At 33.8% G+C, this 26,657-nt stretch carries 24 protein-coding genes and 1 pseudogene; 19 read left to right on the forward strand and 6 right to left on the reverse strand.

From position 1 onward, the window contains the following. The 6 genes from K1I41_RS12135 to K1I41_RS12160 all read left to right on the forward strand — a co-directional run bounded on the left by K1I41_RS12135 (position 1) and on the right by K1I41_RS12160 (position 4,476). Complete coding sequence (locus K1I41_RS12135; protein ID WP_220640600.1) at positions 1-666, forward strand: response regulator; 666 nt, start codon at positions 1-3, stop codon at positions 664-666. A gap of 166 nt (positions 667-832) precedes the next feature. Beyond that, the gene (locus K1I41_RS12140; RefSeq protein WP_220640601.1) at positions 833-1,003 is read left to right on the forward strand and encodes a hypothetical protein; all 171 of its coding nucleotides are present in this window, start codon (positions 833-835) and stop codon (positions 1,001-1,003) included. A gap of 90 nt (positions 1,004-1,093) precedes the next feature. Beyond that, a complete protein-coding gene (locus K1I41_RS12145; protein WP_220640602.1) occupies positions 1,094-1,489 on the forward strand; it encodes an SH3 domain-containing protein in 396 nt (131 codons plus the stop codon). 450 nt (positions 1,490-1,939) lie between these two features. After that, positions 1,940-2,287: a hypothetical protein gene (locus K1I41_RS12150; RefSeq protein WP_255566937.1), complete on the forward strand. Its 348-nt coding sequence runs from the start codon at positions 1,940-1,942 to the stop codon at positions 2,285-2,287. 4 nt (positions 2,288-2,291) lie between these two features. Next, positions 2,292-3,560, forward strand: a complete 1,269-nt coding sequence (locus K1I41_RS12155; RefSeq protein ID WP_220640604.1) for a DUF4153 domain-containing protein — start codon at positions 2,292-2,294, stop codon at positions 3,558-3,560. Positions 3,561-3,564: 4 nt separating this feature from the next. Continuing rightward, on the forward strand, positions 3,565-4,476 hold the full coding sequence (locus K1I41_RS12160) for a hypothetical protein (protein ID WP_220640605.1): 912 nt from the start codon (positions 3,565-3,567) through the stop codon (positions 4,474-4,476). A 273-nt stretch (positions 4,477-4,749) separates the two neighbouring features. Here K1I41_RS12160 and K1I41_RS12530 read toward each other — a convergent pair. Continuing rightward, positions 4,750-5,405, reverse strand: a pseudogene (locus tag K1I41_RS12530) (IS1 family transposase). A 377-nt stretch (positions 5,406-5,782) separates the two neighbouring features. Here K1I41_RS12530 and K1I41_RS12175 point away from each other — a divergent pair. From K1I41_RS12175 to K1I41_RS12235, 13 genes are all read left to right on the forward strand, one after another. Continuing rightward, positions 5,783-6,190 (forward strand): prepilin-type N-terminal cleavage/methylation domain-containing protein, encoded by a 408-nt coding sequence (locus K1I41_RS12175; protein ID WP_220640607.1) that lies wholly within the window; start codon positions 5,783-5,785, stop codon positions 6,188-6,190. Then, positions 6,183-6,671, forward strand: a complete 489-nt coding sequence (locus K1I41_RS12180) for a general secretion pathway protein (protein WP_220640608.1) — start codon at positions 6,183-6,185, stop codon at positions 6,669-6,671. The genes K1I41_RS12175 and K1I41_RS12180 overlap by 8 nt, the downstream gene beginning before the upstream one ends. Positions 6,672-6,674: 3 nt before the next feature. Further along, positions 6,675-8,084 carry a GspE/PulE family protein gene (locus K1I41_RS12185; RefSeq protein WP_220640609.1) on the forward strand — a complete coding sequence of 470 codons (1,410 nt, stop codon included), beginning with the start codon at positions 6,675-6,677 and terminating at the stop codon, positions 8,082-8,084. A gap of 73 nt (positions 8,085-8,157) precedes the next feature. Continuing rightward, a complete protein-coding gene (locus K1I41_RS12190; RefSeq protein ID WP_255566938.1) occupies positions 8,158-10,263 on the forward strand; it encodes a type II secretion system protein GspD in 2,106 nt (701 codons plus the stop codon). Next, complete coding sequence (locus K1I41_RS12195; protein ID WP_220640610.1) at positions 10,263-11,444, forward strand: PilN family protein; 1,182 nt, start codon at positions 10,263-10,265, stop codon at positions 11,442-11,444. The genes K1I41_RS12190 and K1I41_RS12195 overlap by 1 nt, the downstream gene beginning before the upstream one ends. Continuing rightward, positions 11,441-11,977: a general secretion pathway protein gene (locus tag K1I41_RS12200; protein WP_220640611.1), complete on the forward strand. Its 537-nt coding sequence runs from the start codon at positions 11,441-11,443 to the stop codon at positions 11,975-11,977. Before K1I41_RS12195 ends, K1I41_RS12200 begins: the two co-directional genes overlap by 4 nt. 33 nt (positions 11,978-12,010) lie before the next feature. After that, positions 12,011-12,748 (forward strand): hypothetical protein, encoded by a 738-nt coding sequence (locus K1I41_RS12205; protein WP_220640612.1) that lies wholly within the window; start codon positions 12,011-12,013, stop codon positions 12,746-12,748. 5 nt (positions 12,749-12,753) lie between these two features. Beyond that, positions 12,754-13,698 carry a hypothetical protein gene (locus K1I41_RS12210; RefSeq protein ID WP_220640613.1) on the forward strand — a complete coding sequence of 315 codons (945 nt, stop codon included), beginning with the start codon at positions 12,754-12,756 and terminating at the stop codon, positions 13,696-13,698. After that, entirely contained in the window at positions 13,698-14,168 is a 471-nt protein-coding gene (locus K1I41_RS12215) for a hypothetical protein (RefSeq protein WP_220640614.1), read from the forward strand. Before K1I41_RS12210 ends, K1I41_RS12215 begins: the two co-directional genes overlap by 1 nt. Positions 14,169-14,203: 35 nt before the next feature. After that, a complete protein-coding gene (locus K1I41_RS12220; RefSeq protein ID WP_220640615.1) occupies positions 14,204-15,448 on the forward strand; it encodes a bactofilin family protein in 1,245 nt (414 codons plus the stop codon). Continuing rightward, the gene (locus K1I41_RS12225) at positions 15,436-15,777 is read left to right on the forward strand and encodes a hypothetical protein (protein WP_220640616.1); all 342 of its coding nucleotides are present in this window, start codon (positions 15,436-15,438) and stop codon (positions 15,775-15,777) included. The genes K1I41_RS12220 and K1I41_RS12225 overlap by 13 nt, the downstream gene beginning before the upstream one ends. After that, positions 15,761-16,231, forward strand: a complete 471-nt coding sequence (locus tag K1I41_RS12230) for a PulJ/GspJ family protein (protein WP_220640617.1) — start codon at positions 15,761-15,763, stop codon at positions 16,229-16,231. The genes K1I41_RS12225 and K1I41_RS12230 overlap by 17 nt, the downstream gene beginning before the upstream one ends. Next, positions 16,221-17,354: a type II secretion system F family protein gene (locus K1I41_RS12235; protein ID WP_220640618.1), complete on the forward strand. Its 1,134-nt coding sequence runs from the start codon at positions 16,221-16,223 to the stop codon at positions 17,352-17,354. The genes K1I41_RS12230 and K1I41_RS12235 overlap by 11 nt, the downstream gene beginning before the upstream one ends. Before the next feature lie 192 nt (positions 17,355-17,546). Here the strand turns inward: K1I41_RS12235 and K1I41_RS12240 are convergent, their stop codons facing one another. The 5 genes from K1I41_RS12240 to K1I41_RS12260 all read right to left on the reverse strand — a co-directional run bounded on the left by K1I41_RS12240 (position 17,547) and on the right by K1I41_RS12260 (position 26,645). Continuing rightward, a complete protein-coding gene (locus K1I41_RS12240; RefSeq protein WP_220640619.1) occupies positions 17,547-18,224 on the reverse strand; it encodes an IS1 family transposase in 678 nt (225 codons plus the stop codon). Positions 18,225-18,321: 97 nt separating this feature from the next. Next, positions 18,322-18,540, reverse strand: coding sequence for a hypothetical protein (locus K1I41_RS12245; RefSeq protein WP_220640620.1), 219 nt, complete (start codon positions 18,538-18,540; stop codon positions 18,322-18,324). A 112-nt stretch (positions 18,541-18,652) separates the two neighbouring features. Continuing rightward, the gene (locus K1I41_RS12250) at positions 18,653-19,036 is read right to left on the reverse strand and encodes a hypothetical protein (RefSeq protein ID WP_220640621.1); all 384 of its coding nucleotides are present in this window, start codon (positions 19,034-19,036) and stop codon (positions 18,653-18,655) included. Between the two features lies 1 nt (position 19,037). Further along, complete coding sequence (locus K1I41_RS12255; RefSeq protein WP_220640622.1) at positions 19,038-23,900, reverse strand: DUF6443 domain-containing protein; 4,863 nt, start codon at positions 23,898-23,900, stop codon at positions 19,038-19,040. A 6-nt stretch (positions 23,901-23,906) separates the two neighbouring features. Beyond that, entirely contained in the window at positions 23,907-26,645 is a 2,739-nt protein-coding gene (locus tag K1I41_RS12260) for an RHS repeat domain-containing protein (protein WP_220640623.1), read from the reverse strand. Positions 26,646-26,657 lie beyond the last annotated feature (12 nt).

Here is a 26,657-nt window from a genome sequence, read left to right on the forward strand (position 1 = left end):
ATGTTTTCAAAAGTGATAATTGCAGATGATTTAGGTAGTATAAATCAGGGAGTAATAAGTGTATTAACTAGTTTAGGAATACAGGATATAGAACAGGTTCAGTATTGTGATGATGCTTATTTAAAGATTAAAAAAGCGATTATGATTAATGAGCCATACAAACTTATTATAACTGATTTATCTTTTAAAAAAGATCATAGAGAACAAAAATTAACCTCTGGCGAAGCATTAATTGAGGCACTTAGAAATGATTCAATAGATATTAATATAATTGCATACTCAATTGATGATCGATTGCAAAAAGTAAGAAGCCTTTTCCTTAATTTTAACATTAACGCTTATGTTTGTAAAGGGCGTAAGGGTTTGGATGAATTAGCAATGGCAATTAAAGACAATTATGCTGAAAAGCAATACCTCTCCCCCTCTGTTAAAAATGCATTAAGTGAAAAACTCGATTTGGAGATTTCTGATTACGATATACGAATAATGACGGAATTATCTAAAGGGATGTCCTATGAACAGATTAGCATTTTATTTAAAGAACAAAAAGTATCCCCTTCTAGCGTAAGTTCTATAGAAAAGAAAGCAAATAAGCTAAGAGATCAATTTCAGGCTATTAATACAACACATCTTGTTATTATAGTAAAAGATATAGGTTTAATATAATTGGTTTAGCACCATTATAGCTTAAATATTAAGGATTTAGAAAAATTCCTACACTGGCTTTTAGGATAATCAAGGTAAATAATTTTTAGAATGAGGTTTGCCGTAATGTTTAGGCAAGTATTGACTTTAACTTTGGGGTATTATTAATCTTTAAATTAAAATCAATATGGCTAAAAAACCATTAGGTACAACAGCAAAGACAGGGGAAAAATGCCCTGAATCAGGAGTTTGGGAAGTAGTTGGTACCCCTTCAACAACAGCCCCCATAAGTGAAGGGGAAAAAATACCTCCATACAGAGATAAAGCAGTTACTTGGAAATTAATTCAATACGCTTAAAATCTTCAACAAATCTCCAAAGCCTTACGGTTTTCCGTAAGGCTTTACTATGTAATAGATTTAAGTTTGACGCAACAAAATACTGAAACTATGAAAGTAAAACTGATATCCTTTTTACTAATACTATTTATATTGAGTTCTTGCTGCTCAAAGTACTATATATGCGAAACTGATAGCGCAACACCACTCTATTTTAAAAAATCTATTAATAGCGAACAAATTACTATAATCCCAAAAGACAAAAAAGTTATTATCAGAGGTAAGTCTACCTCCAAATATCAAAAAATAAAGTACAACGACACTATTGGCTGGGCTTACATACCATTACTAAAAAATAAAAAAGAGTATGATTATTATGGAAGCTTTAAGGTACTAAAGAAAAAGTCTTTAAAACGACAAAGTTCAGGTAATAGAGTACACGTTAAGGGATATTATAGAAAAGATGGTACATACGTGCGTCCGCATACAAGAAGAAAACCTAAATAAACTTATTATGACAAGAAAAACAGTACCCGTTAAGCCTCATAAAAGGTCAACGCCTTCACCTGTACCCAGACCCAATCCAAATAAACCTAAACCAGGTCCTAAAACAGTACCTGTTAAACCTCATAGAAGGCAACCTCCAAAATAAAACTACATGGGATTACGATTTCAAAAAAGAATAAAACTTAGTAAAGGATTAGGTCTTAATATTAGCAAATCTGGAATATATCCAAGTTATAGAACAAAAAGAGGTACAATTAGCTCAAAAGGTTATTCTGTCAGGTCAGGTATTCCAAGTGTAACTTATAAAAAAACTTTTTCTAAGTCATCCAATAAGGGGTGTCTCGGAGTATTCCTATTTTTTTTAGTTATAAGTATATCATTATTAATACTAACCACCATACAATTATGATTTCTACTGAGTTAAAAAGTCATTTTCTAAGACTATATCAAATGGCATTTTCAGATGACAATTTTGATGTTTTAGAAATGCAGATGCTATACAGGTTTGCTGAGGAAAGAGGACTGACAAGAGAACAATTAAACGATATTTTATTAAATCCATCACACGATTCTTCAATACCAGAATCGTTAGAACAAAGAATAGAATATCTGTATGATTTGGCAGTAATGATTTGGGCAGATAAAAAAGTAACAGATGATGAATACATAACACTTAAAAAATACTGCAAGAAGTTTGAATTCCTTGACGAGAACATTACAGCCTTAGCAGATTATTTACTGGATTGTGCTAAAAAGGGTTTAAAAAAAGAAGATATAATCAATGAAATAAACCAATAATAAAATGGATTCAATTAAAAACTTATTTAAACTAAAGCATAGTTCCGAGCCTATTACTGAAGGAGATAACACTGAAAATGCTAGAGAGCAGGCAAGAATTACCTATTACCAAAGTGGGTATGGTGCTTCTATAAAAGCAAGTGGAGGAGCGGTTACATTTGGAGTTTGTTTAAGAAACCTTTATTTCGCTTTTGAAGACCTATGCAGGAAACAGGTAAATGAACAGGGAATGCTTAAGCAACCTTATAAAGAAGAGCAGGAAGAACAAAGAACTGAACTAAAAAAGCGAGAAACAGCTTTAGCAATATATGAAGAGCAGAAAGACGAAATCAACAATAATATTGAGGGGTTAAAATTTGAAATTGTTAATGTAAAACAAACTCCCGAAAAGTATGGTGTTGATATTAGTAAGCGACCCAAAGCACAATTTTACATAGGCTTGTTAATCCTTTTACCCATAACTATATACCTATTTGTATTTTACATATCCGCATCATACTCCGCATTTTTCAAGGATTTTGAAACGGATAGCTTAACCGCAGCAATTTTTGATGCAGATGCATTGGGCAAAGCAGCACGCGACGGATGGTTGGAAGTTATATTTGTGGGTACAATACCCTTTGTGTTTATGGGGATGGGCTATTTAATACATATGTTCCAAAAAACAAAAGGTAGCCGAAAGCTAAATTTTAAACTTTATATGATTGTAGCACTTACATTTGTTTTTGATGTAATACTTGCCTACATAATTGAAAACAAAATTCACAATTTTGATAGAGTTTTGGGAGACGAGTTTTCTATCATAATTGCAATAACCAGTGCAAATTTTTGGGGAATAATATTCGCAGGCTTTTTGGTTTATATTATATGGGGGGCAGTATTTGATTTTGTAATGAAAGAACATGAGAATATGGACAAAATAAAGGAATTCATTCGATATAAAAATGAAGAGCTGAGTAATGAATCTGTTAAGAAGAATAATATTATATCTAAAATAGAAAATGTAAAGCAGGAAATAGTATCTATTAATGGTAAAATATCTGAATTGCAATCTAAGATTGAGGGTTTTATTTTTCCTATTAAAGAATATTTACATTACCATTATCAATATAAAGAGGGTTGGTATCAAGCTATAAATGCTGAATTAGCGCTTCCCATCAAAGAAAAAAATGAATTGATGAGTAGGTGTGATGAAATATCTGAAAAACATCTTTCCCAGTTGAGTTTAAAAGAAGAAATGGATTACCAACACTTGGTTTACACTAAAAACTAAAATTATGAAATTTACACTATTTAAAATTTTTGTAATACTGATTATTTCTGTTTCACCTTCATGTAAAAGCAATGATGAAACTAATTACAATATACAAGAAACTACAGAAGAACAAGAAAAAGTTAAATCAGATGAGAAGTTAAATATAAGTTTTCTTTTAGACCTTTCTGATAGGATTGACCCTGAAAAGCACCCAAACGAATCTATGGAATATTATTTAAGGGATGTCGCTTACATTAAATCAGTAGCAAAAGCGTTCACTATTCATTTAAAGAGCAAAAAAGTCAAGAATATGAATGATAGAATGCAATTATATTTTGACCCTATACCGAAAAGCAAGAATATAAACAAACTATCTAATGATTTAAAATTTCATGTAAATCAGAAAAATGTAACGTTAAAATTATTGGATAAAATAGACACATTTTACTCTAAGAAACCTTTAGAAATTTATAAAGCTGCAATAAAAGATAATGATTATGTAGGCTCGGATACTTGGCGGTTTTTTAAAACTAACATTAAAGATTATTGTATTCGTGAAAACCATAGAAATATTTTAGTGATTTTAACGGATGGTTATATTTTTCATGAAAACTCAAAAATTACTCAGGGAAATAAGACTACTTTTTTAACCCCTAAATTAATTAAACATTTAAAATTGAATGATGAAAATTGGAGAACCAAAATTGAGAAGGAAAACTATGGTTTTATAACAGCAACTGATAGTTTAACAAACTTAGAAATACTTGTTCTTGGGATTAATCCAAATAATATAAACCCATATGAGGAAGACGTAATACGATATTACTGGGAAAACTGGTTTAAAAGCATGAAGGTCAAAAAATATAAAGTAGAAACTACAGCTCTACCATCAAATACGAATCAGGTCATAAAAGAATTTATTTTAAAAAATTGATATAGTTAGTTAAGTATTTCAATTTCTAATCAGCAAACTGAGACAAAGTATAAAATCTCAATCTTTGAATCCCAAAGGCTATTGTAAATTTTTCAATATATAAAATCGCGTTAGAATAAAATAAAGCATCTAGTTTTTATACTCACTCCATTCATTTTTCTTCTATTATTTTTTAGAGCATTTTACTATAAAATATTTACTTTATTCTTTTCAATGAGAATTAGCAGAATCGCTAATTCTATAAATTGTCTCTTCGGTTTATATTGATATAAATTATTCCCAAAAATAAATTTTCAAGTATATTTCTATATGGATTATACTTTTTGAAAAACATATCGTTTTTTTGCTTGATCTTTTAATGTGTATCCTTAAAGTAAGATTTGTTCTTTCAATGATATTGGTACAATATTGAAATCGTTTACGAATTGCTTTCGAAATCAAACCTGGATAGATATTCAATCTGTTAGTATAAATACTACTGGGATTTAATGATAATACGGTATTAACTAAAGGTTTGACATTTTCTTTTATCTTATTACTAATATGAAATACAATTACTTTTTTAGTGGTTCGTTCTATGGCATAGGTTATCTATATTACACGGGTTTTAATACCTATGAAACTTCACAGTTTATGAATTTCAAATTTATAGCCAAGTGTGATGAAACTTACAGGTTTTACTTTCGTACTTATTTTTAACATTCTTGAAAGTACGGTTGTTTTGGATATTTTCAGGATTCTTGAGATACTTCGTATACCGCAATCTTCTTCTAACAGTCTTTTTATTAATGCGTTTGTTCCTAGTCGATATGCTTTATACTGGTATGTACTTTGAAAACTTTTTTACAATTTTTACAGTAATATCGTTGTTTTCCACTGGGTTGTTTTCCATTTTTTACAGCTGAGATTTTACAGGATGTACATTTCATAGTTTTCTGTCAACTAATTTAAACCACGAAGATCGAAAAAATACATTTTAAAGCGCTTAATTCCATTTAAGATAAGAAAGATGCACAATTAAGTACACCTCTTTCAAATTCTATTTACTTTTTAGTTTACTGATTTTCAAAAAAATAAATAATATTTATTGACCATCAACTAATTTGACCTATTACCTAAAAATATAATTGATTTGGAAAAGCTTTTTTATGCGGCACAAAAGTATCTCAATTAATACTATTTGATAATTAACTAACGTTAACTGTATATTAATAATTGTATTTTAGTGAATAGACTTTTTCTACAAGTTGATATTAGTAACTATTTTTCACTATGTTTACGAAATTTTTAAAAATGAAGAATGGCAATGGATAAGCAGATAAAAAAACTACCTTCTTTCAATTTACAAGAAATGCTTATTGTACTGGCTATAATAGGCATACTATTATTAATTGCATTACCTAACCTAATGCCACTCATTACGAAAGCTAAAAGTGTAGAAGCACAAACACAGCTAAAAGCTATATATAATGCCGAAAAGCAATATTATTTCATGTACTCTAAATACAGTATGGAGTTTAGCGAGATAGATTTTGAAGCTCCTAAAACAGTGCAAGAAAACGGTACTGCCAATTATACTTATGAGATAATACAAGCTACCAATAGCGAGTTTAAAGCACGTGCTACCGCTGTTACAGACTTTAATGGTAACGGAATCTTTAATGTGTGGGAAATTGACCAAGACGGAAATCCAAAGCAGGTGGTTAATGATTGACGCTACGCTTAAAGTTTTCATTATCTTAATTTTTTTGATAATTTTTTATCAAGATGTAAAGGACAGACAGGTGTATTGGTTTTTATATCCTGTTTTAGGTATTATAGCTTTTACAATTAACACCATAAATACCAACTTAATCATAGCTAGTATAAATACTGCTATTAATACAATTATAGCATTAACTGTACTTATTGTTGCAAAAATATATTCAGACATTATTCTAAAAAAGAAGTTCCTAAATGCAGCAATTGGGATGGGGGATATTTTAATGTTTCTATTCTTATCTGCTACATTTGCAACGGTTAGCTATAGCATATTATTGGTTTTCTCACTCATATTTTCGTTACTAATGCATTTAATTTTAAAAAATAAATCCACTTTTAATACAGTTCCTTTAGCAGGTTATATGGCTTTATTTTTTGCAAGTGTATACGGAGCTTCTTTTTTCATTGTGCCTAAACTTCTATTCTCTTATTAAATCATGAGTCAAAATTTTACCATCCCTACAGAAGTGCAACAGCTTATAAATGCAGAGCAGGCATACCATTATCGTATTATACCAGTAAATAATACTAATGATGAATTGGTATTACTCACCGACAACACCAATTTTCTGCAATTAAAATCAGAGCTTTTAATACTACTTGGGTTAAATGTAACCCTAACCGAGGAAACTCCTGAAAACATAAACAAATACCTATCTACAAATTACCGAAAGTCATCATCAGATAGAGTATCCGAAATACATTATTCCAACGATTTTCTCGAAAAAATATTAGTAAGTGCTAAAGAAGTAGGCAGTAGCGATATTCATTTTGAACCTTATGAACTCAAAGCGCGTGTTCGTTTTAGGTTAGACGGTAAATTAAAAGAACAGTTTTTTATAGATAACGATGAATACCCAATTATTGTAAACAAAATAAAAATACGTGCGCAACTGGACATATCAGAAAAGCGATTACCACAAGACGGACGTATTACGGTTGCTACAGATTACGAAGATTTCGACATTCGTGTTTCGGTACTGCCCACATTACACGGAGAAAAAGTAGTATTAAGGATTTTGAGTAAAGACACAAGCCACATCGATTTGGCTTCTGTTGGTTTTACCGAAAGCGAACTTACAACCTACCTAGAAGGAATTAAAAAGCCAAATGGTATAGTACTTATATCAGGACCAACAGGTTCGGGAAAAACAACAACACTATATGCTACATTAAAAAAATTAAACCAGTCCAATACCAACATACTTACTGTAGAAGATCCTATTGAGTATACCCTTGAGGGTATTAACCAAGTACAGTTAAAAGAGAATATCGGGCTTGATTTTGCAGCGACCCTACGAACTTTTTTACGACAAGATCCTGATATAATTATGGTGGGTGAAATTAGAGATGTTGATACTGCTAACATGGCTATACGTGCAGCACTAACAGGTCACTTAGTGCTATCTACCATACACACTAATTCAGCATGGGCTACCATTTCCAGATTAATTGATATGGGAGTCCCACCCTTTCTTATTGCTAGTACATTAAATGTTAGTATTGCACAACGATTGGTTAGAAAACTTTGCAACCATTGCAAATTAGAGCAGCCTATACAAAATGCTATATTCCCATCGGGGTTTATTATTCCTACTACCCTTACCACGCATTATACCGCTATGGGTTGCGAACATTGCTACCAAACAGGATACCAAGGAAGAAAAGCAGTATATGAAATATTACCTATAGATAAAACGTTAATGGATTTAATTAAAACCAACACGTTAAGTATTGATGAGTATATAGATGAAAAGAATATTTATACTTTGAAAAAAAATGCTATTGACTTGGTAAAAAGCGGAGTTACATCAGTTGAAGAGGTTTTTGCCTTGTTGATGGAATAAAACGTTTAAATTTGCCAACTATTACCCAATATTGGAATATAAAGATATGATAAGGAAACTTTTATTTTGCTGTATGCTATTCACTTTTACCCTTATTTATGGGCAGGAAGATAATCGTATAGCACAAATTAGGAATAATATTGAAGTAATTGTGCCCGATACACCTGGGTTAGCAGAAAAAGTTAATATTAATATTAAACAAGCAGCACTATCCGATTTCCTGCTTGCTGTTTCTGAGGTTCATAAGGTAAATATTAGTGTAGACCCTGCACTTAAACAAATAAATATTGTAAATAATTTTACCGATGTAACAGTAGCCGACTTGCTAGTGTTTCTGTGTAAACAATATAAACTCAGTATTAATTTTACAGGGAATATATTGGCAATTAAACCTTATACAGAACCCACACCAATACCCGAAACAAAGGAAATTGATGTAAATTACGATTACGATAACGGCTTACTTTCATTAAACCTTAAGGATGACAAACTATACGATTCTTTCAAAAAAATAATGGATGAGAGTGGTAAAAACCTTGTTTTTACTCCTGGTATGGAAAACCAGTTACTTACAGTATATATAAAAAATATGCCTTTTGATGCCGCTTTAAACAAGTTAGCATACGCCAATAATTTGTATGTAACAAAATCCAGAGATAACTTTTATTTGTTTGATAAGTTGGATGGCCCAGCACCTAGTGGTAGTACAACAATAAGTGAAAGCCGACCACAAAGACAACGCAGATCGAACTTCTTTTTTAATGTATTAGATAAAGAAAGAAAACTATTAGAAGTAGATTTTGAGGATACAGCCATAGCCAGCATTGTTTACGATATTGGTACTGAACTAGAGATTGATTTTTTTGTAGCCAGCCCGTTGGAAAATGCAGGCAATGCAACAGTAAAGGCAAAAAATATAACTTTTGATGAGTTACTGATAAAAATATTCGAGTCGGGTTTACAAGCACAACCAACAGCGCAACAATCCCGTCAGCCAATTAATAATGGTAACTCTAATTTACAAGGAGTGGGTAACGAAGCATATACTTTTTTAAAGGAGGACGACATATATTATTTTGGTACAAAAACACAATTAACGGTGCGCAATGTAAAATCGGTATCACTAATGCACCGCTCTATAGAATTATTGGGCGACCCCGATACATCGCGAACTATAGGGAGAACATCACAATCTACATTTACGAGTTTCAATGGTTCTTTTAACAACAACCTTAGCAATACAGGACAAAACAACCAGAACCAAAGAAACAACGAAAACAGCAGAGACACAGAATCAATACTAACAATTATTCCTGATGAGGTTAAAGCAGACCTTGATATTAAAATAGATAAAGAGTTAAACAGCTTTATTGTTAATGGTCCTGCCGAAGCTATTAAGCGTTTTGAGTCGTTTATAAAATATATTGACAAGCCTGTACCCGTAATACTAATAGAGGTAATGATTTTAGAGGTAAACAGGAGTTCGCTTATAGAAACAGGTATTGATGCAGGTATTGGCGATAAGCCTGTAACCACCTCGGGTAGTGTTTTCCCGTCTGCTGATATAACACTCGGTGCACAAACAATAAACAAAATAATCAATCGTTTTGATGGTTTTGGTTCATTAAACGTAGGCAATGTAATCCCTAATTTTTATTTAAGCCTAAAAGCTTTAGAGGCCAATGGCAATATAAAAATACGCTCTACTCCTAGACTTTCTACGCTAAATGGGCACAGAGCACAACTATCTATTGGCGAAACAACGTACTATGTAGTAACCAATCAGAACTTTTACGGTTCACAAATACCGCAAACATCCGAGATACGAAATTACCAACCCATAGATGCTGAACTCTCAATATCCATAAAGCCATTGGTATCAGGAGACGGACAAATAACTTTAGATATACGCGTTATACAATCAAGTTTTAATAGCGAGCGTATTGAAGACGACGCGCCTCCAGGAATTAACTCAAGAGAGTTTACCTCTATAATACGTGTTAGGGACCAAGATTTAATTGTGTTGGGAGGACTTGACGAGAAAGTAAAAAACGATTCTGGCTCTGGAGTACCGCTTTTGTCAAGAATCCCTATTTTAAAATGGTTTTTTAGCTCACGAAAAAGAGAGGACTCTAACAAAAAGCTAACTGTACTTATAAAACCTACTGTTATTTATTAATGGCATCCTATCTGCAAAATATTCTCTTAGGAAATAACTATGTTGGTATCGAATGTTTTTCGGTAAACAACGAGGAGCAGTATGCTTTTTTACAAGTAAATCGTAAAAAAGGAAGTTTAGAGACAGCAGAAAAAGATATTTTTAAAAATACAGATGCGTTAGCAACAGTAAAAAGCAAGCTCCCTGCAGTACTTATAATTAACAATAGTTACGTATTGCAAAAAGAGGTAATGAGTACCGATAGTAATGATAAAAAATTAGTTCATAAAAGTTTTCCGAACATAAAATTGGACGATTTTTATTACGAAATATGGCGCAGAGAAACATCGTCTGTAATTGCAGTATGCCGTAGGAGTTATGTAGATGAGCAAATAAACATACTCGGTAAATACTTTAGGATAACGGGTATTAGTTTAGGAGTATGTTCGCTTAGTACCGTTTCAGGTTTTATCAATACACCCTCCATTATAACCAATACACACCAAGTAAATACATCCGAAACAGAAAATAGCTTACTACCACTAACGAGTACCGAAAACGTAGTTTACAATGTAAACGGTCTGGCAGTAGAAAGCAGTTGGATAGTATCTTTTGGAAGTGTTTTAGGAATTATACTAGGCAATAAAACATCGGGTAGTATAACCGATTTAAGGAATACCGTTAACGAAAGCTTTAAGCAAAAAGCCTTTTTCGAGAAAACACTCCAATACGGAATTGGACTTATATTGGGTTTACTGTTAATTAATTTTTTGCTTTTTAGTCATTACTTTAAAAAAGCAAATAATGCCGATGTAGTGCTTTCTGCCAATAAAGTTGAAATTGAAAAAATAAACCAGTTAAAAAAACGGATTAAAAATAAAGAGGATAAACTGCAAAGTTTTGCAGGCAATACAGCCTCAAGGAGTTCATTACTCATCAATAAAATTACATCTAGTTTACCCGCTTCAATATCGTTAAACGAATTTATTTATCACCCCATAGAGAGGCGCATAAAAGAAGGCAAAACAATACAGCCTCAAGACAGCATTATTACGGTTTCGGGTAGTCTATTAAGCAATCAGGAGTTTACCGATTGGGTATCGGATATTGAACGATTAAATGAAGTTAGTAATGTAACTATTACTGCTTTTGGTAAAGAGAATAAAAAAACAACATTCTCGGTAAGTATAGCAACAAAATGAAACTAAACAGAAATAATAAATTATTACTGTTAGGGTTGGTTGTTACCCTATACATTTGCTATGTTTTTGCATTTGCTAACACTATTAAATACTATAAAGCGTATAACGATAAAAACACCTTAGTACAAAGTGCTATAAACAACCCCAATATTGTAAAAAAACTTGTTATTAAAGAAAAACAACTCGATACCATTTTAAAACAGTATTCGATTATAGAAAAGGAGTCGTTCCAGAATGAATTACTGAAAAAGATAACAGTACTAAGCAACCGTAACGATTTAAAAATTACCGATTTTAAAGAACCACATAGTATTACAGAGAATGGGGTTAAAACATCCAGTTACATATTTACATTGCAAGGAAGTTATAATGGTATGCTTTTGTTAATAAATGCAATAGAAAACGATGTTACGCTGGGTGCTATAAAACACGTTGCATTCCAGAAAAAGAAAAATTATAAATACAATACCAATTATTTAACGGGACAAATAATTATGCAAAAAAATGAAACCGTTAAAGAGGGTACAGATTAAAATTTTAGCTCTTAAATGTTTATTTTTACAATAATGAAAAATAGTATAAAGTACACGTTCCTAATAGCATTAGTGCTCCTAACAAGCTGCCAAACCGCTAAAATCAACGATGTTAAATACAACGTGTCTTCGGCTACTACCGAGCTAGGGAGTATAGGTCGTGCAAAATCGCTATTTAAATTAGATAATGATTTTAGTACGCACTCTTTCCCTATACTTCAAAATAAAGTTAGGCTGAATGTACAAGTACACCCGTTTAACCAAAAGTTGTACAATGTGTACCAAGATAAGAATAAAGCAACACAGAAAAAGCAACAATTACAGTACATAGATAGTATTGCTACGAAACCCGAATTGGTAACCATTAGTATATTGGATGTAAAAGGTTATATTGGCGAAATTAATAGTAGCTACAATACTAATGTTGTAACCTATTTAAAAGATACTGAAGATAATGCTGTAGTTACAGGGCTTGTAGTTACATTACCCAAAGAGTTGATAGCAAACATAAAAATGGCCGATGCCTATTACCTTACCAACAACCAAGATAAAAAGTATGTTATTAGCTTATATAAATTAGGCAAAAAAACGAGCGAAATAGATATAACTACAGCTACTGTTTTAGGTTATACACTTGGTAAATTCTGTTGGGCAATTAACGATAGAAATAAGTGGTACATTGCCGATATTGTTAAAGATAACAAAGGCTGTGAAGGCAACACCAAAGCCAAGATAAAAAAAGAAGAACAAAAGCGTTTATTTAAAATGTAATGGTTATGAAGAAGATAGTGTTATACGTATTACCCCTACTCCTCATACTATCGTGCGAGGAAATTGTATTGGAAGACGATATATCTGATAAAACAGTAGTATTACTAGCCCCTGCAAATAACGCGCAGTTTTTTTCTACAGGAATTACATTTACTTGGGATGCTGTTGAGTATGTTGAAGAGTATCGGATACAAATTGCCCGACCAAACTTTAATAATCCACTACAAATAGTAACTGATGCTGTTATTAATACCACTTCATTTACTACTCAACTTGCAATTGGCGAGTACGAGTGGCGGGTACAAGGCGTTAATAGCAGTTACGAAACTCCGTTTACTACACGCTCGTTAACTGTAGTAAGCAATGAGGATTTTCAGAGTAATACGGTTGTATTAACATCACCAACCGATAATTTAATTACTAATACTACTACTCAAAATTTGGTATGGCAACCCATATTGGGTACTGTAAATTACGATGTGCAAATTTTTAACACCAGCAGTAATGCTTTAGTAGAGGAGCAAGAAGTAACAATAACCACGTTTAGTTATGCTTTTCCTGATGGAAATTACCAGTGGCGCGTTAGAGCTAGTAATGGCGACCAAAACACATTGTATTCATCAAGAAATTTACTAGTAGATACTACCGAACCTAACAAGCCTATACTCAACACACCCGCGTCATCAACGGAAATACCCGATAATGAAGATATAACATTTACTTGGACCAGAACTACTATTGAGGGTAGTATCGAAACAGATGTTATTTATATTTATAATAACAGCGGGTTAACAGGGTCGCCAATACATGAAAGTGAAGAAGAAAGCCCTTACGAGTATGATGCATCTGCATTAATAAGTGGCAATACCTATTATTGGTATGTTCAGTCGTTTGATGAAGCAGGTAACGAAGGGTTACAAAGTGATACTTACCAGTTTACGATTCAGTAATGAAAAAGAAAAAATCGATATACATACTCTTACCCGTAGTACTATTAATATGGGCTATGGTTATATATCAGTTTTTTTCGTTTTCAAGCCCCGACTTACCTAATACTGTAACCAGTACAAACTATGCTGTAAAACCCATAGCAGTACCTAAAAGAGATACGTTTACCATAGATGTGAACTACCGCGACCCATTTTTGGGTAAAATGTATTTGCCTAACAAAGCAAAAAAAAACACCAAAAAACCAAAACCAAAAGTTACAACTCCAATCATATTCCCTCGAATAGTATATAAAGGGATTGTGTCAGACAATAAAAACGAGGTAAAAGTATTCATGGTAATTATAAACGGACAAACGTTTTTAATGAAAGAAAATGATACCGAGCTTGACGTTACCCTGAAAACAGGTAACAGAGAGTACGTAGAGGTTATATACAAAAAGCAAAAAAATAAAATACCAATACAACAGTGATATTTAAATGGAGGCATAAGCTAACTTCAGGCGCTTTGCAGTTTACACTGTTTATAGCTGTTGTTATAGCATTATTACTAGCTGCTGCTGTTATTTTATTTTACACACACCGATTTTTCTTAGAACAATCAAAATCTTCAATACAAAACATACAATTATCCAACTCTGGTATTACACTATTGTTAGAACAGCAAAGCACGGATACCGATACGTTACAACTCAGCATTCCAGATAACGAAATTAATCAATCAATATACACGCATCTATCACATTGGGGCATTTACGAAAAAGCGTGGGTAAAGAGCAAGCATCGAAAAAAAGAATTTACTAAATGTGCATTGTTAGGTACATCAATACCCAGTAACAACCGTTTGTCACTCTACCTAAAAAACATGTTCAGACCTTTAGTAGTTGTGGGTAATACTAAAATAGAAGGTAAAGTAATGCTACCCCAAAAAGGAGTTAAAACAGGCAGTATAAAAGGGCATAGTTATTACGGCAATAAATTAATATATGGAACGGTTGAAGAGAGTGATTCAGAACTTCCTAAATTTAAGTACAACTACAAAAATATCTTGAGTTATTATATTAACGACTATGTACCAAAACAAGAAAACACTATTGCGCTACCCCCAGGCACCACTATTACTAACTCCTTTAATAAACCCACTAAAGGCATAGCCTCTCAGCAAAATATTGTACTAGATAATATAACTATTACAGGTAACGTAATAATACGTTCAGCCAATAAAATTATAGTTCGTAATACCACAACGCTAAACGATGTAATACTGGCTGCGCCCACTATAGAGGTTGAAGATGGCTTTGTTGGAAATTTCCAGGGTATAGCTACAACTACCATAAAAATTGGTAAGCAATGCAAATTAAACTACCCATCTGCACTTATAGTATTAGAAGAACCTATAACCCCAAATCAGGAATACGATAAATTAAGAAATAGAATTCACATAAATGGTGGTGCAACTGTAAAGGGTAGCATATGTTTTATAGGACGCTCAAAAGAAAGCGACTATAACGTAAATACCTATATCGGTTCGGGTGCTACAGTTAAAGGAGAATTATATTGTGATGGTAATTTGGAGTTAAAGGGCAGGGTTATTGGTACAGTATATACCAATCAGTTTATCGCTACCGAAGATGCAACCATATTTGTAAACCACCTGTATAACGGCACTATTTCGAGTGAGGCATTACCCGAGGTTTTTGGAGGGTTACTTTTTGAAAATGAAAATAAAACAACGGTACAATGGCTTTATTAAAAAAAGTAAAATCGGCTACGTTGATGGAAACCCTAGTGGCAACCGTACTTATTGTAATTGTTTTTATAGTTGCCAGTTTAATACTCAATAACCTTTTATTCAACTCTTTTTCAAAAAGAACACATGATATCGAAACTAGAATTTATGAGCTTGAATATCAGGTCAAAAATGATAATATTCAATTACCGTATCAAGAAACATTTAATAACTGGGAAATTGAGTTAAAAATAGAAAAAGACAATGAAAAAATATGGCTATATGCAGATGCAAAAAACAAGCTAAATAAAAAAGAAGTAAGTAAAAGCAGTATATATGGTACAGCCCGCTAAAATAAAATCGTTTACACTATCTGAAATGCTGGTTGTAATGATTATTACTGCCATAGTAGTGGGTATTGCTTTTAGCGTACTTAGGTTAGTACAAAAGCAAATTATAACTGTAGAACGAAATTTCCAGAAAACGACTGAAATAAGCCTTTTTGAGCAGCGTATATGGCAAGATTATAATCAGCACAACAAAATAGTGACTACCAACAATAAAATCATATTAACATCGGTTACAGATACGGTTATATACAATTTTAGTCAAAATTATGTTTTACGAAATACCGATACTATAAATGTAAAACTTGCAATTGACAAATTTTATTACCTTGGCAAGGAAGTAAAATCTGGATTTATCGATGCTGTTAGCATCTCGGCAGAGAACGAAATTCCAAATCACACTCTATTTGTATCAACGCAGTATGATGCAACACATTATATGAATAACGATGGCATTTAAATTAGATAATATACCAAAATCCAATTCCGAAAAATCAGGAATGAGCGATATCGAAAAGTTACTCAAAACAGAGATTACACTTTTTGGTGGTGGATTTTCTAATAAGAAAAAGCAAGCTTTCTACTTAGAGTTATCTGTGCTTTTAAAAGCAGGCATCACTATAAAAGAAGCACTAACATTACTGATAGAATCATTTAAAAAGGAAAAAGACAAGGAGTTACTCAACGGTATATTACAACAAGTAATCAACGGAAAACCATTCTCCGAGGCGTTATACGATACTAAGCAATTCTCTGAATACGAATACTTTTCTATAAAGATAGGTGAAGAAACAGGCACTACAGATAGGGTATGTAAGGAGTTGGGCATTTTTTACGAACGTAAAAACGAACAAAAACGTATTGTAGTGGCAGCGTTAACTTATCCAGCCATAGTATTATCTACAGCAATTTTAGTAGTTATTTTTATGCTTAGTTACGTAGTACCCATGTTTCAGGACATCTTTAAGCAGAATAATATGGAGCTGCCCTATCTAACCCAGCTCATTGTTAAGTTGTCTGAAGCAACACAATCATATGGAGGCTTTTTAATAATAGCTATAGTATTACTTTTTGTTGTTAGCAGATTTTTGAAAAATAATTATACTTACCGCAAAATCAGCCATAAATTCATGCTTAAAGTTCCCATTTTAGGACCTTTTATAAGTAAAATATACTTAGCACAATTTACGCAGGCAGTTACGTTACTTACTACATCAAAAGTTCCTATACTAAACAGCATCCAGATGGTTACTAAAATGATACGTTTTGTACCATTACAAGAGGCTCTGGTTAAGGTAGAAGCAAATATTATGAAAGGTGAAAGCTTGAGCGACAGTTTAAAAAATAATAAACTATTTGATAACAGAATTATTTCGCTTGTAAAAGTAGCCGAAGAAACCAACCAAACAGAGTATATATTCAATCAACTTAACGAACAGTATAATAGTGAAGTTATGCAAAAATCAAAAATTCTATCTACCGTTTTAGAACCATTTATCATATTATTCGTAGGCGTATTGGTTGCTGTTTTGCTTGTAGCGATGTATTTACCAATGTTCCAATTAAGTAGTGCTATAGGATAAAACACTAAAAAAGGCTTTTGGATTTGTCCAAAAGCCTTTATACTGTAGTAGCGAAGACGGGATTTGAACCCGTGACCTCAGGGTTATGAATCCTGATTTATTGCAAAATTTAGCCCTTTTTAAGATTGATTTTCAGAAAATCGTGTACCGTTTCGTGTACTATTATTAAAAATTAAATTTACAATTTATTACTCAAATCCAAAAGTAAATCTTCAAAATAGAAGTTAAAACTATCATACTTTTACTAAAACAAATTGTTCTACGGTTTAATCTTTTAAGATGAGTTCTCAGCGTTAGATTCTTCCTCTCGATGTGATTTGTACCGAACCTTTTTATAGAATGTAGTCTTTCATCAATCAAGTACTTGTAATTTTTTAATCTGTCTGTAAATATCTTTTTAGCTTCTGACAATTTTAAAGCATAAAGTACGTAATTTAATGTCTTATTGGTTCTTTTACCAACTCTAAAACTAACTATCCTTTTTGATTCTTTCTCCAAAGCATACACTAACCAAATAAAATTCTGTTTATGTTTAATATAAGTACATATTTCATCAACTTCATAGGTTTTTCCTTTGCTAATTATTGGCTGTTGAATGTTTTTAGCAATCAATACTATCCTCTTTAATAATGTTGTGGTTGAAATTTTCAATACTCTTGCAGTGCTTCTTATTCCCAAACCTTCTTTTGTTAGTTGAATGATACTTTTATCAATATCAGGCTTGTATGCTTGATAAGCATAATTTTCAACTCTTGTTTTCCTGCACAATTTACAAATGTATCTCTGGTTACCTGAACTTGTTTTTCCATATTTTATCATGTTACTAATTTCACCAACACATCTGTAACACCAAGTTTGGTTTGAAGCCATTTTTTCCAATTTAAAATATTATAAAATAAAAAAACAACCCGAAGGTTGTTTTAGTTTAGTTGCAATATTACTATAAATACCTGATTATCTGTATATGTTAGATAGAATTATTAGCCATCAACATGTCTGATACATTACCCTTCTTCTTCTTTCCACCTCCACCTCCAGAAAGGTCATCATGTCCTTGTATTGCTCCTCTCTCGATGAGTTCTTGATCACTTATATGACCCACTTGAGAAAAACCTCCTGAATCATTACTTGTATACGTAGTAACACCACTACCTGCATTATTAAAGGCTTCTCCAAAAAAGTCCATACCATCGACACTATCTGCTCCACTTGGGTCTGCCCAGTATATTGGGTTGTTATCAAAAGCATTGTAAAGCGAATAATCGTAATTTACTATAGATCAATAACTATAAACGACCCTAATTAAGTTTATCGTACCTTAACTCTTTAGAAATTAAAAGGTAAAACTCAATATCGTCTTTAATTAATTTTAAAGTATCATTGTTTTTTCTTTTTTTCAATGTAAATGGAGTAGAAATATCTTCAAAAAGCACAATACTATCTCTGAAATGAAACTCGGAATACCAGCTAATGCCACCAGAGTTATATTGTTTGTTGTTTAGAAACAAGCCATTTCTTTCAAAAGATATTTTTTTTACATTTATATTTTTTAGCCCAAACTCTTTTCTAATTTTTGGAGCGTGAACAAGGTCTTCTCGATTTTTTTTATTCATTAGAATAACGAAAACTAAACCTATAATAACCACGATAGTTAAATACAATAATTTATTTTTCTTATACATCTTAATCCATTATTAATGTTTCACCCCAATTTATATTTATGTCTAACAGCGTTGCAGAAATGCCAACACCGAATGATGCCCCGAGTCCATATACCGTATTATTACCTACTTGTGCATATGTAACTGATACACCCGCGCTCAATAGAAGATCACCTGACACCGCAATATTAGTTCGATCACCTTTAAAGGTGTTAGGTCCCATATCACTTACTGAACCACTAAAATAAAAAACATCTAAAGACAGACCTGTCGATACGTACATAGATGTTGATCCACCGCCATAATCACTAAAATAATATAGTCCTGCTTTATCACCTCTCAAAATCTGGAACCCACCAGTTCCTGCAACTCCCCCCATTGAAATACCACCTTCTACTGATAGTGATATTGCAATAGCATCAGGTCCGTACTTATGCCTCTCTTGTCCTGTTAATAAAGCCATCGCATCATTTGTCAAGTTTATCATTGTACCATGAGGCGTAGCATAATTTGCAATTCGTATTAATCTTTCGGCAAGAGTGGGAGTATATCCTCCACCAGAACCGCCGCTTCCAGAAAGATCAGCGTGCTTTTCTATAACCCCTCTTCTAATAAGCTCCTGGTCGCTCTCACGACCTGTTTGATAAAAACCTCCTGAACCATTACTTGTATACATAGTAACACCGCTACCTGCGTTATTAAAGGCTTCTTTGAAAAAGTCCATACCATCAATACTATTCGCACCACTTGGGTCTGCCCAATATACTGGATTATTATCAAAAGCACTGTATGGGGAATAATTATAATGCACTATAGGGTCTATAACTACCCAGCGGGCTATGGCTGGGTCGTACTGCCTCATGTCCATTTCGTACATGTTTATGCCTAAGGCTTCTTCGTATTCTATACCATTGTACTTCCATTGTTGGGCTACGCTATTAGCTGCTTGTACGTTGTAGGTAGTGTTGTAGCCTTTGTGCTTCATACCAAAGGCGTAATAGTTATTTTCTTCTATAACTTCTATGTCTAGTTTTTTTATCGCAAAGTCTAACACTTCAAAATTAGTGGTTAGCCCAGCTATAACACTGGTTTCTGTTATGTCAATTGTTAACGATAGTCCGCTTGCTTCTGTTACGGTATATACAAAGTTAAGGTATTGTGATCCTGCTTGCAAATCGGCTATTTGGTATTCTGTCCATGTACCAGTGTTTGAATCTGCTTCGGACATGAATACACGTACTTTGTTGCTTGTACCTCTGTCTACTAATATACTTATTTCGTATTTATCACCAGGCATGGCATTGGTAGCAATATCTTTACGTACGCCTGCTAAAACGCCTCCTGTTATTACCATAGCACTGTTTTGCAGTTGTTTGGTTGCTCCGCCTTTGGCTACAAATCCGCCATAACTGGTATCAAAGGTGCTGCTTGCTACTTCGGTTGGGTTTTCGAGGTAGCTTAGCCTTACGTTACCCAAGTGGTCTTTGTACTGGTACACGTAGGCAAATTTGCCTTGGTTGTTGGTTACATAACCCTCTTCGGTGGGGAAAAATTGTAGGTTAGTGTCACCATCGTTTACTTGTTGGTATACAAAACCACTATTGTATTGGGTAGTGGTTATGGTACTGCCATCGGTTACTGTTTTTTGTAGTTTGGTTCCTGTAGCGGTGTATATGTAATTTATGTAGTGGGTGGCATCTATAGTTACCTCGGTAGGGAGGTTAAGGTAGTTGTAGCGTATGTTGGCTATGCCTTTGTTTCTGTCTAACGTTAGGTTACCATTGGCATCGTACTCGTAATCGATGCCATTTGTATTTCCGTCTGTAAAGCCCTCGCTATAGCCGTTGTCTGTAACACTTTCTAGCTTGTTACTGTAAGGTTCGTAACTGTATGTTAAAACATCAATAATATCTATTTGGTCGGTTCCTTTTAGTCCGTAACGTTCTAAATGCAATATGTTACCATTTTTATCGTAATTAATACCTGCTTCGTTGTAACTTTCAAATACTGTAGGGTTAGTTACCAAACCATAATCATTAGGGGTGGTATAATTGGCATCGGTTAGGCGGTTCATATCATCGTAATCGTACCTGTAACTCCGTAGTTTATTATCGGTTTTGGTTTTCCAGTGGGTTTCGGCTATGTTGCCATTGTATAAAGATTTTGATGTTGTTAATGCAGTGGTATTGTAATTTATACCAAAGGTAAACAGGTCGTCGCTTGTGCTTAAATCGGTTGTAGTGTCGTTTATGCCTTTTAGCCAGCCACGTATGTTAAAACTGTAATCTACGGTTTGTAGCCCTTGGGTAGCATAGTAACTGGCTCCCATTACGCCACCTACCTTTTTTTGTATGAGTTGCCCTAGTTCGTCGTACTTATTGTATACTATCATTTCTACATGGGGCATGTTTACTTCCTGCTGGGTATGGGCCAGCAGGCGGTGCATATGGTCGTAGGTATAAAAATCGTCAATTGTAGTTACTTCCCAAAAGGTAGAACTGTTACCGCCTACATTGGTAACTATTTTTTTGCGGTGTGCTGTTCGGGTTTGTACGGGTGCTCCTGTAAAATCCAGATCCATCCTTAGGTATTGGTTATACTCCAAATAATCGTCTTTGGTGTAGTTGAATATAGGTTCTGCCCTATCGTTATACGCTGCTAACGAGAATACCCAGTCGTTAGTATCGAGTACGCGTACGTACGAGCCTGTAGGTAGCATTTTGGTATTGGTGGTAACCGTTTCATCAAACACGGTAGTGGGTAAAAGCGAGCCTTGACTTACGGAATCGTAATTGTAATCATCATAATAATTTATGGTAAGTACCTCAACATTATTAGCGTTATTGGGTAGGCGTTGTGGGTAAGCGTTATCGGTGTACCAAACTTTTCTGCTTCCGTCTGAAAAATAACTTTGGGTACGGCTTTCGTTGAGTACGGGGTTTGTTGCTGTGTTAATGTTGTTTTGTATATCGGCTCGTGTAAGGGTTTCTGTTACCTGACCTGTGTATACGGGACGATTGAATTTATCGTATTTGGTAAATAGCCATTTGGAGTCGGGTGCCAGGTTTTGGTCCTGCGCCATAACCAGTCGGTTTAACTTGTCGTATACCATGTACTCCCAGCCTTTACCAGGTATCTTTTTTTCGATAACGCGATTACGATAATCGTAATGGTAAATATAACAGAGTCCTTCCAGCGCTGCTTGTTCAATTTCTAAGTCAGGTTGTGCTTCGTTAAATACCCCCGTAAAGTTAATGGTCTCAAAAGTACCATTACCTGTAATGTAAATGTAATTATCGCGTAATTCTGCGTAGTATTTGTAACCGTTACCTTCTATAATTCCTAGGGAACGATTGGTTAATCGGCGTTGTATACCTAACGGAAAAGTCATACCTTGCTGTAACGATAGTGCTTGTGTTGCTGATATACTTAACGATAAGGTTAGCGCATTATCGGTATCTACGCTTACGGCTATACCGCCCGATGCGCCATAGCTATTTGGTGTATAAGTAGTAAGTATGTCGGCGTTATCTAATGTTGCAATATCTTTTTCATACAGTGCTGCTACCTCTGGAGCTATATCGCATAGCGATGTCCAAGGGTAATTTTGGTTGTACTCAAGTCTTGCATCGCCCATAAAGCTAGTGTTTGTTGATGGTATTTTTCCACTACCCGTTACCATAAGGCTATTACTTTGAATAGAAAATATATAACTATATCCAGTACCTTGCAGTCTACCTAGTTCTTTATCTTGTAACTGTCCAAAATCTCTCAAATCAGCTATTATACCGTTTTTTAATTCCATATCATTCGTAAAACTCATATTGAGATTTAAGATGACACTATCTGTACCGTTTGGGATTAGTGAGAATCCACCCTGACCGCCATATTGATCTATTAAATCGACATTTAGTATAGCAGCGTTATCATATGCCTGTAAGTCCCTTTCATAGTCTGTTGCTAATTTACTATCTACTACCGCCAAATCCGTCCATGGGTAATTCCTACCCGCGTAGATTACAGGGTCGTTCCCAATAACAATTTGGTCTGAAGCTAGTGGCGGGATAACGTAGGTTAGGTTATCATATTTATCGTATACGTAATACGTATCGTGAGCTTGATTATCATCAAAAGTTCGCTTTAGAATGGTTTTCCCTTGTAAATCGGTAAACTCTTGTGTGGTTTTATTGTTGCCGTCAGCAGCAGTCCAGTTTTCATCTTTAGTTGTGTTTTTTATTAACGACCAAGGTTCGTAATAACCATCAATTCCTAATTTTGGTTTTTCGGTACTAGTATCAGGAAAAGTAACAGTAAAATTGCGTACCTCGTTAGTTTGGTTAGTATCATAACCAAAACGTATGGTGTGGTCTTTATCATTAACAGTACTTCCCTTCCAAGCTTCGCCAGGTGCTGCTTGCTTTAATACCCTGTTTAATGGTGAAGCTTCGTAAAAAGTTTCGCTATAGGGGTTGAGTGAAGTGGTAGTAATATCTTCGGGATATTTATTGAGGTATAAGGTATTAACCGCAGGGATAAGGCTATTGTTATCACGATAATCAAGCGACGAATCGGGCAAGGTTCCACTGTTACGAGGCGGCGTTTGATGGGCAAAAGGCAGATAGCTGCGAGTTTGTTTACCTGTTGTAGCATCGTATACTATAGGGGTTACAATATCTTGTTTGTCGCCACCTGCTCTTGCAGCTATGGTTTGTATTGGTCTACCCAAACCATCGTAGTATTGTACGGTAACTAAAGTATCATCTTCTGTAAGAATACCAGCGGTAGTAGGTTTAATGTAGGTTATAGTTTTTACGTAGTTTTGATCCTGACTTTGCGCGATTACTAAAACAGGTAGTAATAGTAATATATATAGTAGCTTCTTCATAGCTGATTAATTTTGCATTTTGTTATGGTACTCGTTTTCTGAAAGGATATTTCCTTCGTGGTCTACTACTTGTTTAAGCCTATTTTCGGTATCGTAAATGTAAGTGGTACGGCGTTTTCTAGCATCAGTAATAGTAGAAACACCTACTAAAGGAATATGAGTATAAGTGGTAATTACAGTATCTGCCAATGCAGGAAGATTTCTCAAATTATCTAGCTCAGTAAGTAATTGTGCTTCTGTACCTGTATCAGATTCTGATTTAATTGTGCTGAGTAAAGTCGAATCAATATCACTGTAAGAATTTATTCCCTCTATTTTGGCGATGATTTGACTGTCTTGATACCCCCAAATGTAAGCCACTTTTAATCCGTCTTCTTGCGTAAATTCAAGCAGGTGCCCGTATTCGTCATAACGGTCAAAATGTACGGTAATGGTAAAGGCATCATTACCTTTTGCTACTTGCGTAGAAGAAGGTAGGTAGGAATTATTTATTAGATTTCCTTGTGAATTTATCCAATTATTATTATGGTTGATTCTACTAATACTCAACAACTCACTATTTCGGTATTCCTCCACGCTTTCAGGCTGGATACGATTTTTAAAATTACTATCACTATTTAGTTCATGATAGTAATATTTCGTGGTTAGCTCATCACCTTTACTATCAGTAAAAGTATGCGTTTTTATCTTTCTATTCGGATAATAAGTATAGTTATCGATTGTGTTTACCATACCCGAAGGATGATAAAACTTTTTATCTACTTTGGTTATGCCTGCCCATCCCAACTCGTAACCAAATGACGACTGACCATCACCAATGGTACCTATCTCATTAAAATCATAAGTATATGTAGTTTCTTGCTGCAAAACATCTTCTGAATTATAGACTTTTTTATTTAGTAACTTTCCTATTTTATATGAAGGTTTTCTGGCATCTGCAGCTTCATGAGGCGTTAGACAATCTTCCACTTCGTTATTCGTAATAAATGAATGATCAATATACCCCCCGTTATCAGCCGTAGAAGTTACACGAACATTACTGTAAACCACAGGTGAATTAGAACTTTTAACTAAACTTGAAAGGCTATAGTTATAGTTTGAGCGACTAGGCCAATGGTTCATTGTTAATGATCCACTACTCATGTCAGGCTCATCAGGTAGTGTATAGTCATAATTTATTTCTTTAATAGGAATATATTGTGATGAAAGGTCATCGTCGTAATACTCTTTCGGTACATCATCGGTAACAAAGTGAGCTATACTTTTTATGCGGATACCTGGACCCTTATACCACTTCTTTATCGGAGTAGGATTAAAAGGATCCTGATTTTGATTATGATCATTAAAATCAGAACTATCGTTTTCAAAAAAGTTCTCATCAATATTTCCTCTTGTATTAGAGTCCCCTCCTACACAATCAATTCTTTTTCCATTTTTGAAAGAATAAGTATTAAGTTCATAATCATAAATAACGCAACCACCTGTAGGCAATGTTACTTTTTGTAATACGCCTTGCTTTGCTAAATTGTTAGATTTGAACTGTGAAAAATCACTTATAAGTGATGCATTTACATAACCGTAATTATTCCAACTATAACCATCAAGAGAAGGTCCCGTATAATGATAAGAGAAAGTATATTTATCTCCTGAAGGACCTTCTGTAAAACTTTTTAACCTAATATTGGGAGTAGAACCCGCTAATTGATCAGTTAAAAGCTCTGTAGTAAAAGCGTATCCTTTAATGTATTGCCCAAAAGCATTTGTAACATACATAGAGGAGTACGTATATGTCATTACTGGAGTATTTTGCCCAACATGGTTACCTGAAAAAGTAACTGAGCCTACACCAGGGACATTTATACTAGATAACATTTTTATATGATTGGCTTCACCCTCATCTGTATCATGATAACTAAGCTGATTTGGGAGGTCGGTATAATTAAAAACTGCTAAAGGCTCACCTGGTGTAGGTGATGATACAGTAAAGTTGAGAAAAGGATCAAAATTTAGTGCATTAGTATCGTATATGTGACTCATATGATAAGCAGAAGGTGTATTAATACGTCTTTCTATTTCTTCAGGTTCACCAGTATACGGATTTATTTCATCTAACTCTTCTGTAAAAACATTTACATAAGTATCTTTTATAGAAAAAACATAAGCATAACCTTTTATATCGTAAAAAATAAAGGCTCGTATTTTATAAGTACTCGGAATATAAACAACCTTCATTTCAACTATTTCACTGTCATTTTCACTGACTTTACCTTTTAATTCATAATTTGTTAAATCCATTTCAACTGTAAATCCCCCCGAATAACCCATAAAGTTAAAGTTTCCAGATACAGGAAGTCCTGAAGGGTTTACTGGTGCATTTGTATCATCATCATGAAGAGAATCGTAAAGAGATTTCCATTTACGACTCTTACCATCGTCAAAAGATACTGTACCACCTTTAGAAAGTGTCCAGCCACGACCACAATTTCCTTCCTTCTCTCTAAATACAGCAACACTTAATGGATGGTAACTAAGACTTAAGTTAATTGAGATATCTTTGGATCTTGTCGGCATACTATATAGTGGAAATGATATATTGGGGATACCTGTATATAAATCTACAGGATTACTGCCATAAACCATCAAGCCTGATACCGAAGGACTTTGTGGAGCCTCTGTTTGAGAATAAAGAGTGAATCCGCAAAGTAAGAGACACTGAAGAAGAAACGTGAAAATTGGTTTTTTCATAAAAATATAATT

This window comes from Flavobacterium litorale, assembly GCF_019613795.1.
In the GTDB taxonomy this organism is placed as follows: domain Bacteria; phylum Bacteroidota; class Bacteroidia; order Flavobacteriales; family Flavobacteriaceae; genus Flavobacterium; species Flavobacterium litorale.